At 63.4% G+C, this 16,026-nt stretch carries 16 protein-coding genes; 12 read left to right on the forward strand and 4 right to left on the reverse strand.

Annotated features, from left to right (window positions below; translation table 11 throughout):
* The first annotated feature begins 13 nt into the window (after window positions 1-13).
* Window positions 14-361, forward strand: a complete 348-nt coding sequence (locus AC1VNY_RS05470) for a response regulator transcription factor (RefSeq protein ID WP_482404510.1) — start codon at window positions 14-16, stop codon at window positions 359-361.
* 16 nt (window positions 362-377) lie between these two features.
* Here the strand turns inward: AC1VNY_RS05470 and AC1VNY_RS05475 are convergent, their stop codons facing one another.
* Together AC1VNY_RS05475 and AC1VNY_RS05480 are read right to left on the reverse strand one after the other, a co-directional pair.
* Window positions 378-959, reverse strand: a complete 582-nt coding sequence (locus AC1VNY_RS05475; RefSeq protein WP_482404430.1) for an invasion associated locus B family protein — start codon at window positions 957-959, stop codon at window positions 378-380.
* 27 nt (window positions 960-986) lie between these two features.
* Window positions 987-1,874 (reverse strand): dienelactone hydrolase family protein, encoded by an 888-nt coding sequence (locus AC1VNY_RS05480; RefSeq protein WP_482404431.1) that lies wholly within the window; start codon window positions 1,872-1,874, stop codon window positions 987-989.
* A 163-nt stretch (window positions 1,875-2,037) separates the two neighbouring features.
* Here AC1VNY_RS05480 and AC1VNY_RS05485 point away from each other — a divergent pair, with 163 nt between their 5' ends.
* The 3 genes from AC1VNY_RS05485 to AC1VNY_RS05495 all read left to right on the forward strand — a co-directional run bounded on the left by AC1VNY_RS05485 (window position 2,038) and on the right by AC1VNY_RS05495 (window position 7,194).
* Complete coding sequence (locus AC1VNY_RS05485; RefSeq protein WP_482404432.1) at window positions 2,038-3,732, forward strand: SulP family inorganic anion transporter; 1,695 nt, start codon at window positions 2,038-2,040, stop codon at window positions 3,730-3,732.
* A 185-nt stretch (window positions 3,733-3,917) separates the two neighbouring features.
* Entirely contained in the window at window positions 3,918-6,668 is a 2,751-nt protein-coding gene (locus tag AC1VNY_RS05490) for a decarboxylase (RefSeq protein ID WP_482404433.1), read from the forward strand.
* 91 nt (window positions 6,669-6,759) lie between these two features.
* Window positions 6,760-7,194: a hypothetical protein gene (locus AC1VNY_RS05495; RefSeq protein WP_482404434.1), complete on the forward strand. Its 435-nt coding sequence runs from the start codon at window positions 6,760-6,762 to the stop codon at window positions 7,192-7,194.
* Between the two features lie 42 nt (window positions 7,195-7,236).
* Here AC1VNY_RS05495 and ppk2 read toward each other — a convergent pair whose 3' ends face one another.
* Both ppk2 and AC1VNY_RS05505 read right to left on the reverse strand, forming a co-directional pair.
* The gene (ppk2, locus tag AC1VNY_RS05500; RefSeq protein ID WP_482404435.1) at window positions 7,237-8,037 is read right to left on the reverse strand and encodes a polyphosphate kinase 2; all 801 of its coding nucleotides are present in this window, start codon (window positions 8,035-8,037) and stop codon (window positions 7,237-7,239) included.
* A gap of 22 nt (window positions 8,038-8,059) precedes the next feature.
* On the reverse strand, window positions 8,060-8,515 hold the full coding sequence (locus tag AC1VNY_RS05505; protein ID WP_018270993.1) for a hypothetical protein: 456 nt from the start codon (window positions 8,513-8,515) through the stop codon (window positions 8,060-8,062).
* A 156-nt stretch (window positions 8,516-8,671) separates the two neighbouring features.
* Here AC1VNY_RS05505 and AC1VNY_RS05510 point away from each other — a divergent pair, with 156 nt between their 5' ends.
* The 8 genes from AC1VNY_RS05510 (at window position 8,672) to AC1VNY_RS05545 (ending at window position 15,981) form a co-directional block, all read left to right on the forward strand.
* The gene (locus tag AC1VNY_RS05510; RefSeq protein WP_482404436.1) at window positions 8,672-9,109 is read left to right on the forward strand and encodes a hypothetical protein; all 438 of its coding nucleotides are present in this window, start codon (window positions 8,672-8,674) and stop codon (window positions 9,107-9,109) included.
* The gene (locus tag AC1VNY_RS05515; RefSeq protein ID WP_482404437.1) at window positions 9,102-10,334 is read left to right on the forward strand and encodes an HlyD family secretion protein; all 1,233 of its coding nucleotides are present in this window, start codon (window positions 9,102-9,104) and stop codon (window positions 10,332-10,334) included. The genes AC1VNY_RS05510 and AC1VNY_RS05515 overlap by 8 nt, the downstream gene beginning before the upstream one ends.
* 24 nt (window positions 10,335-10,358) lie before the next feature.
* The gene (locus AC1VNY_RS05520) at window positions 10,359-10,772 is read left to right on the forward strand and encodes a hypothetical protein (RefSeq protein ID WP_482404438.1); all 414 of its coding nucleotides are present in this window, start codon (window positions 10,359-10,361) and stop codon (window positions 10,770-10,772) included.
* Between the two features lie 91 nt (window positions 10,773-10,863).
* Window positions 10,864-12,186: a TAXI family TRAP transporter solute-binding subunit gene (locus tag AC1VNY_RS05525; RefSeq protein WP_482404439.1), complete on the forward strand. Its 1,323-nt coding sequence runs from the start codon at window positions 10,864-10,866 to the stop codon at window positions 12,184-12,186.
* An 87-nt stretch (window positions 12,187-12,273) separates the two neighbouring features.
* The gene (locus AC1VNY_RS05530) at window positions 12,274-13,983 is read left to right on the forward strand and encodes a DUF3300 domain-containing protein (protein ID WP_482404440.1); all 1,710 of its coding nucleotides are present in this window, start codon (window positions 12,274-12,276) and stop codon (window positions 13,981-13,983) included.
* Window positions 13,980-14,912: a DUF2950 domain-containing protein gene (locus AC1VNY_RS05535; RefSeq protein ID WP_482404441.1), complete on the forward strand. Its 933-nt coding sequence runs from the start codon at window positions 13,980-13,982 to the stop codon at window positions 14,910-14,912. The genes AC1VNY_RS05530 and AC1VNY_RS05535 overlap by 4 nt, the downstream gene beginning before the upstream one ends.
* A gap of 29 nt (window positions 14,913-14,941) precedes the next feature.
* Window positions 14,942-15,364, forward strand: a complete 423-nt coding sequence (locus tag AC1VNY_RS05540) for a hypothetical protein (RefSeq protein ID WP_028345002.1) — start codon at window positions 14,942-14,944, stop codon at window positions 15,362-15,364.
* A gap of 188 nt (window positions 15,365-15,552) precedes the next feature.
* Entirely contained in the window at window positions 15,553-15,981 is a 429-nt protein-coding gene (locus AC1VNY_RS05545) for a universal stress protein (protein WP_482404442.1), read from the forward strand.
* The last annotated feature ends 45 nt before the right edge of the window (window positions 15,982-16,026 follow it).

A 16,026-nucleotide genomic window follows, 5' to 3' on the forward strand; every position in this document is an offset into this window, starting at 1 on the left:
ACTCGTTTTCGTCGTGGATGATAATCCCTCCATGCTCCGTGGAATCGGACGGCTTCTACGGGAGTGTGGATTTGCTTCCAGGCTGTTCGAGACCGGAAGCGCGTTGCTGAGACATGGCAGCTTTGACAGCGCGGTTTGTCTGATATTGGACATCAATCTCAGCGATGGGTCCGGGATCGAACTGCGGCACCGCCTGGCGGATCAGGGCATCGAAATCCCCGTCATCTACATCACCGGCAATGACAACCCGGCGACGCGCATGGCGGCAATGGCATCGGGATGCGCGGCCTATCTGACCAAGCCATTCACGGCCAATTCGCTGATCCAACCGCTTGAGCGGCTGTTGGCTGGCGTGGTCTAGCGGCTGCCGGTCTCGATCATTCATCGATGGCTTGATCGAGTGTCAACGCGGGTGACCCCTTGCGCACGGTCGCAAATCGGTCGAGCGGCACCGATGTCGTCATCGTCAGAATGCTGGTGTCGACCACCTCGATCGAGAGCGTCTTTCCGCCATCCATGTCCTCGAGAAGCTTGGGATCGGCAACATCGGCCGCGATGCACATGTTGGTCGCGCACCAGGTGTAGGGAAGCCGATGAACGGCCTTCTGGTCGACCGATAGCTTGACGCCAGCCTGCAGATACATCCCGACCGGCAGGAACAGCTGGACGCGGTTGCTGCCGTCCTCTCGCTCGATCAGATCGACGCGAACGGCCGTCTGCCCGGTTGGGAAGGTGCCGGTGATCGTCGTCCGGCATAATGTCTTGGCGCCGGCAGCATTGAAGCAGAGCTTTCGCCACTCGCCATACTTGATGTCTCGCACCGGCGCGCGTGTCCCCCGCGGGGCCACTTCGCCACCGTCCTTCACCGCTGCCGGCGGTGAGGGCGTCTGTTGACCGTGGGCAGCACTGATGCCGGTTGCAAGCAGCACCAACTTCGCCAAGGCACCAAGTCGGACCATGGATGCTCCTCCAGCGGGAACGGCCGCCTAGCGAACCTTGTTGAGAAATCGTTCGACCAAAGGCGACCATGTGGGAATGGAATCGGGAGAGCCGATCAGGAAATGCCCTTCGTCGCCGAACGGCGGCAAAAGATGGTACTCGGCACGACCGCCGGCGCGCGAGAAGGCCTCGTGCATTCGCTTTGACAGGGCCGGGCCGAAGAACGTGTCGTTCTCGATGTAGAGCCACAGCATCGGCACCCGCGACGTGTGGCCAAGCGCGCCGGTCGCTTCGACCAGTCTGTCGGGAGCGCAATTGTTGTTGGGCTTGCCGTCGACACGGCCGCCGCGGCCCGCCGCGAAGGTGATGATGGCCTTGACCTGCGGCGGATTGAGGCTCGACAGGGCGATCGCCGCCCAGCCGCCGGCCGACTGTCCGACGACGATGACGTCCTTCGGCAAGGTGCGCTTTTCGGTGGCCATGTAATCAATGATCCAGAGATCGACCTGCGCGACGGCGAGGCCCGGATCGAGGAAATTGGGATTGGTGCATTTCCCGATCTTGGAGAAGAACGGGCCATAAAGACCGCGTTCGGGAACATCGATGGCTGCCGCGCCATAGCCGGTCCCGACCGGCGCCACCACGAGGTGGCCGCGCCGCGCGAACCACATTGCGGCATCGCGGAATTCGACCAGCGGGAAAAAGCTGCGATCCCTGGCGTTCAGTGACACGCCATGGTTCATGATGACCAGCGGGAAAGGACCGTCGCCGAGCGGACGGACCAGATAGGCGAACATTGGCAGCGGCGTCGGCAACACCCAGATCTCTTCCTGGATGCGCTGGGGTGACTGTTGGTCATCGGCACGTGCTGCAGCGGTCAGGCCAAGCAGCAGCAGCGCTGCGGTTGCGAGGGTCCGTAAGCGGTGCTGACGCATGCCATGCGCTCCGGCAGTCATCTGGCAAATGTGCAGGTCACGACGATCGAGCCGCGCAAGATCTGAAGCACATTGAGGGCTGCAAGGCTTGATCTGAATCAACGCGCATCGGACCCGCCGGCGCAACCACATGCGACCATTGTTGCGTCATACGGCGGGCTTGATGTCGATCCAGGCAGAGACGAGTTGGATGCGCTGGTTTCCGCCGGCGAACTGGCTCGCCGACTACCGCGCATCCTGGCTTGGGGCGGACGCAATCGCCGGGGTCACGCTGGCGGCCTACGCGATCCCGGTGTCGCTGGCCTATGCGGGGCTCGCGGGTCTGCCGCCGCAGATCGGCGTCTATGGCTATCTGCTCGGCGGCGTGGGTTACGCCCTGCTGGGCTCGTCCCGGCAGCTCGCGGTCGGACCCACCTCGGCGATCTCGCTGATGATCGCCGGCGCCGTCGGCATATTGGCCGGCGGCGATGCCACGCGTTATGGGCAGATTGCCAGTCTCGTTGCCTTCAGCGTCGCAGTGCTCTGCCTGATCGCCTGGCTGTTCAAGCTCAGCCTGCTGGTGCGGTTGATCAGCGATAGCATTTTGGTGGGCTTCAAGGCCGGAGCGGGCCTCACCATCATCATGAGCCAGCTGCCCAGCCTGTTCGGCGTCGCTGGGGGCGGCCACAACTTCTTCGACCGCGTGATCAAGCTTGTCGGCCAGCTAGGCGAGACCAGGCCGCTGGTGCTCGGCATTGGTGTGGCTGCGACGGTGCTGCTCCTGCTCGGCGAGAAGAGGCTGCCCGGAAAGCCCGTTGGGCTCGCGGTGGTCGCGCTGTCGATCCTCGCGGCCAGCGCATTCGGGCTGGCAGAACTGGGCTTGCCGGTGACCGGAGCGATCCCAACCGGCTTGCCGACACTTTCGCTACCGACATTTGGTCTGCTCGAATTTGACGATCTCTTTCCGATCGCCGCCGGATGCCTCGTGCTGGCCTATGTGGAAGGGGTGTCCGCCGCACGAAGCTTTGCGGCAAAGCACGGCTACCCGCTGGATGTCAGGCAAGAGTTTCTGGGACTCGGCGCGGCCAATCTCGCCGCAGCCTTCGGGCATGGCTATCCCGTCGCCGGCGGGTTGTCGCAGTCGGCCGTGAACGACGCCGCCGGCGCACGCACGCCACTGGCGCTGGTGTTCTGTTCGGCAACCCTCGCACTCTGCCTGCTGTTCTTCACCGGCCTGCTGACCAATCTGCCGAAGACCGTGCTCGCCGCGATCGTTTTCTCAGCCGTCTACAAATTGGTCGATATTTCGGCGCTGGCCAGAATGTGGCGGATCAGCCGGATCGATTTCTATGCCGCAATCATCGCGCTGGTGTCCGTGCTGTTCCTCGGGATATTGCAGGGCGTGCTGCTGGCGGCCGTCGCCTCGATCTTCCTGCTGCTGTTGCGGGCGTCCCAGCCCAATATCGCGTTTCTGGGCCGTCAAGCCGGCAGTGGGCGCTATTCCGACCGGGCGCGACACGATGACGTCGAGCCCTTGACCGGGATCATCGCGTTCCGCCCGGAGACCTCGCTCCTTTATGTCAATGCCGAGACGATCTTCGAAACGGTGCTGGCGGCGCTCCGGGTGTCGCCCGACGTCAAGCTGGTGGCCTGTGACCTGTCGGCCTCGCCGTTCATCGACCTTGCGGGCTCGCGCATGCTGCACGACCTTCACCAGGAGCTCGCAGCGCGCCAGATCACATTCTGCATCGTGGGCGCGCACGCGCAATTGCGGGATCTGCTTCAGGCGGATGGTCTTGCCGACAAGACCGATAGCGGCGACTGGATGCGTACGCTCGACAGCGTATTGAGCAACAGGAAGCCACAGGCAAGCACCTAGGGTGCGCGGCCGTGCGGACTGCTGCGACAATCCAGCCTTGTTGCGTCGCAAGACGTCGCGATCACCCGCGCTTGGGGGGCTGTCTCAATCCAGCTTGCAGCTTGACTTGGATCAAAGGGCGCAGCGGGCCCGGTTTGTACGATTGGACAGAACCAGCGCTGAGATCACGAGATCGGGAGACACTCATGGCCAACGACGCGAAGCCGGCACAGCAGCGCATCGACCAGTTCTTCTCCGGGCCCGGCGGACGAGCCGACAATTGGCGCGATCTGGTTGAGGCGGCGAAGGTATGGAGCAGGGGCGGCAACCGTGCGGCATATGACGCGGCGCTGTCGGCGCTTGCGGTGACGGAGGAGTTCCACGGCTACCCTGGCCTTCGTTTGATGGCGGCGCTGAAGGAAGCCGCGGCGGCGGGCGACGCCGCCACCTCGCATATGCTTGCGACGCGGATCGCGCAGGCACTTCAGACCAAATCCTTCCGCCAGCATGCAGGTGACTGGAGCACGCAGGACGAGGGCAATGGCGACGTTCCCGATCTGCTTCCGCCAACCCTGGGGCAATCGGCGGCGCGCCGTCCTTACTTCGAGACCCTGATCGTGACCGGGGTGCCGGCCAACAACTGGCCCGGGCTCCTGGCGGAATGGCGCAAGCTGCGGCGTCCGGTCGACGCCTTCATCTATGAGCCCGTGGTGGTGGGCAACCTCGAGGACGCCTTCTGTGCGGCAATGCTGAACCCCAACATTGCGGCGGTGGTGATCAATGAAGGCTTCGGGCTGCGCTCGCGCCACGATGCGCCCGTGCTTCGTGCCATGACCGGCGCCATGGGGCTGAACGACGAGTCCGATGCGTCCGCGCTGCGGTTGGCTCATATCCTGAAGCGGGTGCGTCCCGAGCTTGACCTCTATCTCATGTCCAATCGCGACGTCGAGGAGTTGGCCGGCAATCCCGAAGCCGATGTGGTGCGCCGGGTGTTCTACTCGGTCGAGGATATCCTCGAATTGCACCTTTCAATTCTGGAGGGCGTGCAGGATCGGTTCGACACGCCGTTCTTCGACAATCTGAAGAAATATGCGCAGCGGCCGATCGGCACCTTCCACGCGCTGCCGATCGCGCGCGGCAAGTCCGTGTTCAAGTCGGACTGGATCCGCGACATGGGCGAGTTCTACGGGCTGAACCTGTTCCTTGCCGAGAGCAGCGCGACCACCGGCGGGCTCGACAGCATGCTGGAGCCGACCGGCAACATCAAGAAGGCGCAGGAGAAGGCCGCGCGCGCGCTCGGCGCCGACCGCGTCTACTTCGTGACCAACGGCACCTCGACATCCAACAAGATGGCCGTGCAGGCGCTGCTGGGCCCCGGCGACATCGCAATCGTCGACCGCAATTGCCACAAGTCGCACCATTACGGGATGGTGCTGGCCGGCGCGCAGCCGCTCTACGTCGAGGCATTCCCGATGACGGAATACTCGATGTACGGTGCTGTGCCGTTGCAGACGATCAAGCAGGCGCTTCTGAACGCGAAGGCCGATGGCCGGCTCGACCGGGTCAAGATGATCGACCTGACCAATTGCACCTTCGACGGCCACATCTACAACACGCGGCGGGTGATGGAGGAATGCCTCGCGATCAAGCCTGACCTGATCTTCCTCTGGGACGAGGCGTGGTTCGGCTTCGCGCGGTTTTCACCATTCCTGAGGCGGCGAACCGCGATGGGCGCGGCGAACGAGATCGAAGCCTGGATGCGCGATCCCAAGTCGGTTGCGGCCTATGAGAAACAGCAGGCCGAGCTAGGCAAGGATCCGTCCGACGAGGTTCTGCTCAAGACCAGGCTGATCCCCGATCCGCGCCAGATCCGGCTGCGCGTCTACCAGACCAACTCGACTCACAAGTCGATGTCGGCGATCCGCCAGGGCTCGATGCTGGCGGTCAAGGATATCGAATTCCACACCGTCGAAGCGCAGTTCAAGGAGGCCGTATTCACGCACGCCTCGACCAGCCCGAACCAGCAGCTGATCGCCAGCCTCGACGTCTCGCGCCGGCAGATGGAGCTCGAGGGTTACGGTTTGGTGGCCAATGCCATGGAGATCGCGTTCGCCATCCGCAATGCGGTCAACACCAATCCGTTGATTTCAAGATATTTCCGCGTTCTCGGCGCGGATGCCATGGTGCCGGGGCAATACCGCCAGAGCGGATTCACCGACTATCTGGCGGCCGGGACCAACTGGGCGAGCGCCCTGAAGAGCCTGAACGACGACGAGTTCTGCCTCGATCCGACCCGCATGACGCTGGTCTGCGGCACCGCCGGGTACGACGGAACGTCGTTCAAGGGGCTGCTCGCCAGCCGCTACAATATCCAGGTCAACAAGACCTCGCGCAACTCGGTCCTGATCCAGTCCAACATCAACAATACGCGAAGCGACGTCGCGCATCTCGTCCGGGTGCTGGCCGAAATCTCCGGTGAAATCGACCGCGGCCTGGCCAAGGGCGGTGCGAACGCCAGGGTCGACTTCGACATACGGGTCAACAGCCTGATGAAGGATGTACCCGACCTGCCGAACTTCTCGCATTTCCACGACGCCTATCGCGGCGATGCCGGCACGAAGACGAATGAGGGCGACATCCGCGGCGGGTTCTATTCGGCTTATGACGCCGCGGGATGCGAATATATTCGCCTGAACGATCCCGAGATCGACAGGCGCCTGAAGAACGGGCCCGATCTCGTCTCCGCCAACTTCGTGATTCCCTATCCGCCGGGCTTCCCGATCATGGTCCCTGGCCAGGTCATCACGCAGGAGACCATCGATTTCATGCGCAAGCTGGATGTGAAGGAGATCCATGGCTACGACGCGGCCGAGGGCCTGAAGCTCGTGACGACCGAGGCGCTGGCCAGGATGGGCAAGCCGCGAGCGGCCGCGCCGAAGTTCAAGGCTGCATCATAGACCAAGGAGAGCCCGCAAGGCGTCATCGCATTCCTGCGGCGATGAGTCTTGCGCAACAAGTCGTAACGCAACCGGTTTCCGGAGGGACACCATGAGGAAAGTGAGTTTGATCGGAATTCTTGCTATGCTGGCGGTTGGATTGGCCGGCTTCAGCACGCCGTCGCTGGCTGAAACCGGCTCGGTCGCCGTCATCTTCACCAAGGGTGGATTCATCGTTGGTGTCGGAGGCGGCGAGGGCGTATTGACCCTGCGCGGCAAGCACTATCCGTTCACGGTGTCGGGCATGAGCGTCGGCTTCACGATCGGCGCTTCGACCACCAAGCTGGTCGGGCGCGCCCTCAATCTTAGAGGGCCTGCCTCGATCGAAGGCTCCTACAGCGCTGCAGGCGCCGGTGGGGCGATCGCCGCGGGCGCCGGAGGCGTGCAGCTGCAGAACGCCAATGGCGTAATCCTGCAGCTCAGCGGCCCGAAGGTCGGCGCCGAAGTCTCGGCCGCCGTGGGCGGGGTTTCCATCCGCTTGAAATAGATCTAAGAGAGGCCGGCCGCGCGCCCTGCGCGGCCTGTCCTCTCAGTAGCGTTCCTCGACGAACTTCATTCCGCGCAGTCCGGCCTGATCGTTGTAGCGACCCTTGTTGGAGCGCTTGGGCAGCTTGACCTTGTCGCGCCTGACCCGCCCGTGAGGAATTGTCTTCAGCAGGAACGCGATGCAGTTCAGCCGCGCCCGCCGCTTGTCGTCGGAACGGATAACGTTCCAGGGCGCGTGCTTCGAACTCGTCGCCTTGAACATCAGGTCGCGCGCGCGGGAGTAATCATACCAGCGGCTGTAGGATTCCGTGTCCATCGGGCTCAGCTTCCACTGCCGTAGCGGATCGTCGATCCGGGCCCTGAAGCGGCGCTGCTGCTCATCCATCCCGACCTCGAGCCACAGCTTGATCAGGATGATGCCGCCCTCGATGATGTATTGCTCCATCTGCGGGCAGAGCGAGAGGAATCGTTTGTGCTCCGCCGGCGTGCAGAACCCCATCACATATTCGACGCCTGCGCGGTTGTACCAGCTGCGGTCGAAGATCACGATCTCGCCGGCCGCCGGAAACTGCTGCATATAGCGCTGGATGAAGAGCTGGGACTTCTCGCGATCCGAGGGCGCGGGCAGGGCGACCACGCGAAACACGCGCGGGCTGACCTTCTCGGTCAGGGCCTTGATCGTTCCGCCCTTGCCGGCCGCATCGCGTCCCTCGAACAGGATGATGACCCTGAGATTGTTCGCTTTCACCCATTCCTGGAGATGGCAGAGCTGGATCTGCAGCTTGTGCAGTTCTTCTTCATAGTCCTTGCGCTTCATCTTCCCAGCGGGCTTGTCTTTCGCCATGGATATCCGTCCATCGTTTCGACTAGTCGCCCCAGGCAATGACGATTCCGATATCGCCGGGCATGCCGCCGGGGTAATCAACGATCTGATAGCGGATGCGGTAGCCGCGCGGCTGCAAGTAGTCAGCCCAAAGCTGGTATATTTCCTTAGGGATGCCTGTCAGCGTCTTCTCCCAGCCGGCCTCCATCTGATTGATGGCTCGCCCCTTGTCGGTGCACAGCGTATTGGGAAAGCGATAGACCTGCACTTCGCTCAACCCGTTGCGCACCGCCCGCTGAATCACCGTCGACGCCAGTTTGACCTTCTCGTCCTCGCTGAGCCCGGAGGGCTTGCTCAGGCGCTCGATCAACGCGCGCTTCTCGGCTTCTATAGCAGCCGCACGCTTGGCGTGCTCCTCCGCTTTCTCCGCCTCCTTGAGCGCGGCCTGCTTCTGGATCTCGTGTGCCTTGGGGATCAGATCATCGATCTTGTCTCGCATGGCTGGGGACTCCTAAGCCCGATCTTCCACCTTGCCCCCGGAACGGTAGGATTGAGCAGACCGGCTTCCTTGATCCAGATCAAGCAAGCGCGATAGGATCGTCAGCAGTGTCGATCAAGATTCGCTTGCGGTGTTATTGCGACCGGGAGACTTGACTTGAGCGAACAGATGCATCCGGCGGCCCCCCATCATCTGCCGTTTTTCATTCCCGGCGCCGACGGGTCGGACGCCTTGATGGTGGTGATGGGCATCTTCCTCGTGGCCACCGTCTTCTGGGTTGGCACTCTGTACTGGAAGCTGCACAGCCTGCCGGAGCGCATGGCGCACAAGAGCCAGAAACTTCAGTTTGAGATCGTCGCCGTCCTCGGCCTGATATCGCTGTTCACCCACATGCATATCTTCTGGGTGGCCGGCCTGTTGCTGGCACTCATCGACCTCCCGGATTTCGGCACGCCGATGCGCAGCATTGCCGATTCCGTCGAGCGCATAGCAGACGCCACGCCGGGCGCTGCCGAACCGGAAGCCGAATCCGTAGCTGGCGGCAGTCCCGACGTCCGGACGCCCGCGAAGCAAGAGGTGCACAACCATGCTTGAGCTGATGATCTGCTCGCTGGTGACGATCCTGCCGGATTACCTCTACCGCCGCTATTGGCAAGGCAAGCGGTTCGGCAAGGAGATCACGTTCTTCTCTGTCTGGTACGAACTGAGATGGGGGATCACCGGCTGCCTGATGCTCACGATCTCGCTGATCACGATGATCTTCTACTTTCACCCCTCGACAACCTCCGCGGCGATCTACTTCAGGACCGTGCCGATCCTGCCCGAAGGCTCCGGCCGTGTCGTCGAGGTCAATGTCGACTTCACCGCGCCGGTGAAGAAGGGTGACGTTCTGTTCCGGCTCGACAGTTCGAAGCAGGAGGCCGCGCTCGAGACCGCCAAGCGAAAGATCGCCGAGGTCGATGCGTCGTTGATCGCGGCGCAGGCCGACGTCGTCAAGGCGGACGCTCAGGTCGGGGAGGCGAAAGCCTCCTTGCAGCAAGCCAAGGACGAGCTGGAGGTAAAGAGCGAGTTGCAGCGCCGCAATCCGGGCATTGTGCCGCAACGTGACATCGAGAAGCTGCAGGTGCTGGTTGATCAGCGACAGTCCGGCGTCGATGCCGCCAGCGCCGCCAAGCAATCGGCGACGCTACGGGTCTCCACGCTGTTGCCGGCCGAGAAGGCGAGCGCCGAGGCCGCGCGGGCGCAGGCGCAGGTGGATCTCGACAAGACTTTCGTCCGTGCCGGCGTCGATGGCCGCGTCGAGCAATTCCTCGTTCGCCCCGGGGACCTCGTCGCCCAGATCATGCGGCCGGCCGGAATCCTGATACCGGACGAAGCGGGCCGCAACATGTTGCAGGCGGGATTCGGGCAGATCGAGGCCCAAGTGATGAAGCCCGGCATGGTCGCGGAAGCCACCTGCATGTCGAAACCCTGGGTGATCATTCCTCTGGTTGTCACCAGCGTGCAGGATTTCATCGCCGCCGGCCAGTTTCGGGCCAGCGAGCTGTTGATCGACCCGCAGAGCCTGCAAAAGCCAGGTTCGATCCTCGTGTTCCTGGAGCCGCTTTACAAGGGCGGCCTTGACGGCGTGACACCAGGCAGCAGTTGCGTCGTCAATGCCTACACCAGCAATCATGACGCGATCGACGATCCGAAAACTGGCACGTTGAAAGGCTTTGCCCTGCACGCCGTCGACGCGACTGCACTCGTTCACGCTCTGCTGCTTCGGATTCAAGCTCTGCTGCTGCCGATCAAGACGCTGGTGCTCAGCGGTCACTGATGGGCGCGAACAGGGAGACAGCATATGAAACCGGCCTGTAAGCTTCGCGCAATCGTGGTGACGGGCATGATTTTCGGATTGCCGGGTTACGCGCAGGCTTTCGATCTCACGGGCGCCTGGGCCACGAGCGCCGAGCAATGCCGAAAGGTGTTCGCCCACAAGGGCCGGGCGAACCAGCTGACCTTCACGAACTTCTCAGGCGTCCATGGCGGCGGATTCATCGCCGAACCCGATCGCCTCCGGGGCAAGTTCGAGAACTGCAAGATCAAATCGCGCAAGGATGACGGCCAGAACATCAACATCATCGTCGGCTGCGCGTCGGGAATCATGGTATCGAATGTGCAGTTCTTCCTTAAGGCCGTCGACGACGATACCATTACGCGCCAGTTCCCGGGCATCGAGGGGATGGAGGTCAACTATCATCGTTGCAAGATCTAGAGGCGTCCGCTCCCCGCGCTGGCTCAGCGCCGCCGGACCGTTGTCGGCTGACGCCGGACCGATTGGGTAGCGCGCCGTGGATCCCAGCAGGTTGCCGAGGTCATTGCGCATCGCCCTGGTGGCCGGCCTCACCCTTTTGGTTGGGGGCGCAGGCTTGCTGGCCTATCGCTGGTACGAGCGGCCGACGACCTTGACGATCGCGGTTGGGTCGCTGGACGGCGAGGCCGGGAGGCTGGTCTCGGCGATCGCCGGAAAGTTCGCCCAGTCGAAAGCGCCAGTCCGGCTCAGCCTGGTCCAGACGCCGGGACCGCTCGAGTCCGCCAAGGCATTCGCGTCCGGAAAGGTCGACCTCGCGGTCGTCCGTGGAGACGTCGGCGATCTCTCGCAGGCCCAGGCCGTTATCGTGTTGGCCCACGCCACCGTCCTGTTGGTCGCGCCACCCGGCGCTGCGATATCTGATGTGGCGGAGTTGAAACGCGCCACCATCGGCGTGATCGGCGCCGAAGCCAATCAGAAGCTGATCAAGGTGCTGACTGACGAATACGACCTGACGCGCGCAGGCGTGACATTCAAGCCGCTCGCCCCCGCGGACGCGCGCCGGGCGCTCGACACCAAGGAAGTCCGGGCGATCCTGCTCGTCATGCCTCTGACCGAAAAGTATCTTTCGCTGCTGCGCAATGTCTTCTCGCGCACCACGCGAGCCGGCCCGGTGATCATCGCCATCGAGTCCGCCGGAGCGATCGCCGAAAAGGAGCGCGCCTATGAAAGCTTCGACGTACCGAAGGGGACCTTGCGCGGCTCGCCGCCTGTTCCTGCCGACGACCTGACGACGCTGCAGACGTCGTTCTATCTGGTGGCGCAGAAGAAGCTCGGGAATGACCTGATCGGCGACCTGACGCAGTCGATCATGAATGCGCGACGGGATTTGCTTGCCGAGCTGCCGGCACTCTCCCAGATCGCTACGCCCGATACCGACGCAGGCGCCTACATCCCGGTGCATCCGGGAGCGGCGGCGGTCTATGAGGGGACCAGGGAGAGTTTTCTCGACCAGTGGGGCAATGCGATCTTCCTGGCGCCGATGATCGCCGGAGGACTTGCGTCCGTGCTTGCGGCAGCGTGGAAATTCCTTCGACCGGTCGAGACACCGAGCCGCGAGGAGGCGCTCGATATGCTTTACGCGCTGGGGCCTCGGGTCCGCGCGGCCGGGCGTGAGCCGGAGCTGGAAGAGATCGAGCGCGAAATCGACCAGGTGCTGCGAACGCAGCGCGACCAGCCGGTCGAGGACGACAAGGCCGAGCGCGCCGTCACGGCGGTGAACGTTGCGGCCCATCGGCTCGAGAACCTGATTCACGATCGCCGCATCCACCTAGCGTCGCGACAGCCGGGCCAAGCCGAAAGCCAAGCCGGAAGCTGAACGGAAGGGCCGTTTCCTTGATCTTGATCAAGGAGGGGACGGGACCGTGGCCGATGCTGTCGACCGTTGGTGTCGATGGAGGTCGCGATGTTTCGTTGGGGCAAGACTATGCTGGCGGTTTTGCTGGTGTCGGTGACGTCCGTTGCCGCAACCGCGCAGACGGCTGACAAGCCGCCGGCCCAGGCCAGCCAGCCGGCCGCGGCAACAACGCAGCCTGCCGATCAGCTCCTGAAGCCGGAACAGCTGGAAGCCCTGGTGGCGCCGATCGCGCTTTATCCTGACTCGCTGCTCGCCAACGTGCTGGCGGCATCGACCTATCCGCTCGAGGTCGTGCAGGCCGATCGTTGGCTCAAGGAGCGCAAGAGCTTGAAAGGGGATGCGCTGAAGGCCGAGGTCGACAAGCAGGCCTGGGATGACAGCGTGAAGGCGCTCGCGAGCACCGCCGACGTGCTCGCGATGATGAGCGACAAGATCGATTGGACGAAGAATCTGGGCGATGCCGTGCTGGCGCAGCAGCCCGACGTCATGGATGCGATCCAGCGGCTGCGCAGCAAGGCGCAGGCCAACAACAAGCTGGTGACGACCAAGCAGCAGAAGGTCAGCGTCCAGACTCAGGAGAGCAAGCAAGTCATCGTCATCGAGCAGACCGATCCGAACACGGTCTACGTGCCCTATTATGATCCCGCGACGGTCTATGGCGCGTGGCCCTATGCAGACTATCCGCCGTATTATTTCGGCTATCCGTCCTATGTCGGCGCCGGGGTGATCGCGGCAGGTCTTGCCTTCGGCGCCGGATGGGCGATCGGACGCTGGGGTAATTATTGGGGCGGCGGCTTCAACTGGGGTAATCGCAACGTCTATGTGAACAATTTCAACAGGGTCAATAATATCGGGAACAGCTGGCAGCATAATCCGGCGCATCGGCAGGGCGTCCGCTACAACAACAGCAACGTCCAGCAGCGCTTCGGCGGCAACGCCAATCGGGCCGGCGCCGGCGATCGGATGGATTTTCGCGGCCGCGATGGTCAGCAGGTTCTCAAGCCCGGCGGCGATCGCCCGGGCGCAGATCGCGCCGGTGACCGGGCAGGAGACCGCGGTGATCGCGCCGGAGATCGGGCGGGAGATCGGGCTGGAGACCGTGGAGGCGATCGCGGCGGAGACCGTGCGGGCGATCGCGGCAAAGGTGGTGACCGTGCCGGTGCCGCCGATCGCGCCAAGGGTGGCGACCGCGCCGGTGCCGGCAACAAGGCCAAGGGCGGCGGCGATCGCGCAAAGGCCACAAACCGCGGCAATGCCGGTAACCGCGCAGCTGCGGCGAATCGTGGCGGTGGTAGTCGCGGTGGCGCCATGAACGTATCGTCCGGACGGGCAGCTGCGGCGGCATCGGCGCGCGGGCGATCGAGTATGGCCAGCATGCCGCGCGGCGGCGGCGGCGCAAGTTTTGCCGGCCGTGGCGGCGGCGGAGGCGGCTTCCGCGGTGGTGGCGGAGGTGGCGGCTTCCGCGGCGGCGGTGGCGGTGGACGACGCTCCGACATCGCGCTCAAGCACGACATCGAGCTGCTTGGACATCTCGCCAACGGCCTCGGCTACTATCGCTTCTCCTATCTTGGCAGCGACAAGAGCTATGTCGGCGTGATGGCGCAGGAGGTCGAGCAGGTCATGCCGGCGGCGGTGACGCGCGGCGCCGACGGCTATCTCAGGGTCTATTACGAGAAGCTCGGACTCAAGTTCCGCAGGTACAACGACTGGCTTGCCGCCGGCGCGAAGATTCCATCCCCGTCGGAGGCATCACGATGACAGGCCCCTCGTACTCGCGACTGGATCGTATTGCCTGCATCGGCGTGGCCGCGGCAACAGCACTTGCTCTGCTGCTGTCTCCTGCGCGCGCCCAGCAAGGTTTCCCCAATCCGGAAGACGCGGCGTCTGCCTTGGTAACCGCGGTCAAAGCCGGCACCAGTCGGGCCATGCTGAAGGTGCTGGGCCGCGATGCCGCCGATATCATCGAGTCGGGGGACGATGTCGCCGACGCCAATGCGCGAGAGAGCTTTCTTTCGGCCTACGACGCCAAGCATTCGATCAAGGCTGACGACAACAAGAAAGCCACCTTGATTCTGGGGAGGGACGATTTCCCGTTCCCGATCCCGATCGTCAACAACAAGGACGGCTGGAGTTTCGACGCCGCCGCGGGGCGGCGCGAAATCCTCTACCGCAGGATCGGCCGCAATGAGCTGGCCGCGATCCAGACCAGTCTTGCCTATGTCGACGCACAGAACGAATACGCAGAGAAGGATCGCGGCGAGGGTGTGGGCGCCTATGCGCAGCGCATCGTCAGCAGGCCGGGCAAGACGGACGGGTTGTTCTGGCGCGACGACAAGGATCCAAGCCCGCTCGGCGAACTGGCCGCCCAGGCCGCTGCGGAAGGCTACAAGGTCGGCGAGCAGAGCATGCCGTACCACGGCTACTACTATCGGATCCTGAAGGCACAGGGCTCCGACGCCCCGGGCGGCGCGCTGAACTACGTTGTGAAGGGCAAGATGATCGGTGGATTCGCCCTGGTCGCCTATCCCGCCGAATACGGCAATTCCGGCGTCATGACCTTCCTGGTCAACCACGCAGGCACGGTCTATCAAAAGGATCTCGGCCCACGCACCGATTTCCTCGCCAAGCGCATGATCGTTTTCGATCCGGATCACACCTGGAAGAAAGTGGACCCGACAAATCCCTGAGCGAGGAGGGGACCGCAGTGACGCGATCCATGATCCGTTCCGTCATACTGGCGCTTGCGGCGATGGTCCTGTTGGTCGCGCCATGCTTCGCGCAGGCCGTCGGCCATGTTCAGGTCAAGTTCGTGAAGGCGGCTCTCGTCGTGGGCGGCGGCGGCGGCAGCGGCACGTTGACCTACCGCGGGCGGCACTATCGGTTCATCGCGTCCGGCTTCAGCCTCGGCGTGACTGCCGGTGCGTCGGTGACCTGGCTGGAAGGCACCGCCTCAGGCATCAGGGACGTCAACGATTTCGCCGGCAGCTACACGCTGGTCGGAGCCGGTGGCGCATGGGCCGGGGGCGTAGGCGGGGTGAGCCTGCGAAATGAACAGGGCGTTGTGCTCATGCTCAAGGGACCGAAAGCAGGATTGGAATTCGCCGCCAATCTGGGCGGACTGACGATTTCGCTGCGGTGAACTCGCGCTCGATTCGCCCTGCCTCAGATGGGCCGCAGGTCGAAGGCGGCTCCGCCGAGCGACGATCAGCGTCCGGGGTGCGGCGCTGAGCGATGGATTGATCTATCTCAAGGCCAGGCCCGAGGCTCAGGTTCAGCTTGCATTTGGCGGGCGGCGATACGTCATCCAGATAACCGGGAGGTAAAGGCATGTACCGGCACATTCTCATTCCGACAGATGGGTCGGAACTGGCGGAGCAAGGGGTGAAGCAGGGGGTGGCGCTGGCGAAATCCGTCGGAGCCAAAGTATCGGTCATCTTCGTCGTTGAGCCACTCTCGGAAATAGGAGGGCGGTACCGTGATCTGCTCGCGAGATTTGCCGAGATACGCAAGGAAGAGGCCACGAGCGCGTTGGATCGCGCCGCACACGCGGCCAGGGAGGCCGGCGTTCCCTGCGAGACAAGCCAAGTCGAGAGCGGGCAACCGCATCAAGCCATCATCGCAGCAGCCGATGATAAGGGCTGCGATCTCATCGTTATGTCATCGCACGGGCGCAGCGGGCTCTCCAAGCTTCTCATCGGCAGTGTGACAAACAAGGTGCTGGCGCAAGCAAAGACACCGGTCCTTGTCTGTCAGTGAGGGCGCAGATCGCTGGATAGAAATCACCGTGCGCGGAGCTTGGGA

The sequence above is a fragment of the Bradyrhizobium ferriligni genome, assembly GCF_056837965.1.

Bases quoted from the DNA above. Each gene is read 5' to 3' on its own strand.
- AC1VNY_RS05535 (WP_482404441.1), top strand. From the start codon at position 13,980: ATGACAGGCCCCTCGTACTCGCGACTGGATCGTATTGCCTGCATCGGC.
- AC1VNY_RS05480 (WP_482404431.1), bottom strand. From the start codon at position 1,874: ATGCGTCAGCACCGCTTACGGACCCTCGCAACCGCAGCGCTGCTGCTG.
- AC1VNY_RS05475 (WP_482404430.1), bottom strand. From the start codon at position 959: ATGGTCCGACTTGGTGCCTTGGCGAAGTTGGTGCTGCTTGCAACCGGC.
- AC1VNY_RS05490 (WP_482404433.1), top strand. From the start codon at position 3,918: ATGGCCAACGACGCGAAGCCGGCACAGCAGCGCATCGACCAGTTCTTC.
- AC1VNY_RS05530 (WP_482404440.1), top strand. From the start codon at position 12,274: ATGTTTCGTTGGGGCAAGACTATGCTGGCGGTTTTGCTGGTGTCGGTG.
- AC1VNY_RS05545 (WP_482404442.1), top strand. From the start codon at position 15,553: ATGTACCGGCACATTCTCATTCCGACAGATGGGTCGGAACTGGCGGAG.
- AC1VNY_RS05495 (WP_482404434.1), top strand. From the start codon at position 6,760: ATGAGGAAAGTGAGTTTGATCGGAATTCTTGCTATGCTGGCGGTTGGA.
- AC1VNY_RS05485 (WP_482404432.1), top strand. From the start codon at position 2,038: ATGTCGATCCAGGCAGAGACGAGTTGGATGCGCTGGTTTCCGCCGGCG.
- ppk2 (WP_482404435.1), bottom strand. From the start codon at position 8,037: ATGGCGAAAGACAAGCCCGCTGGGAAGATGAAGCGCAAGGACTATGAA.
- AC1VNY_RS05505 (WP_018270993.1), bottom strand. From the start codon at position 8,515: ATGCGAGACAAGATCGATGATCTGATCCCCAAGGCACACGAGATCCAG.
- AC1VNY_RS05515 (WP_482404437.1), top strand. From the start codon at position 9,102: ATGCTTGAGCTGATGATCTGCTCGCTGGTGACGATCCTGCCGGATTAC.
- AC1VNY_RS05520 (WP_482404438.1), top strand. From the start codon at position 10,359: ATGAAACCGGCCTGTAAGCTTCGCGCAATCGTGGTGACGGGCATGATT.
- AC1VNY_RS05540 (WP_028345002.1), top strand. From the start codon at position 14,942: ATGATCCGTTCCGTCATACTGGCGCTTGCGGCGATGGTCCTGTTGGTC.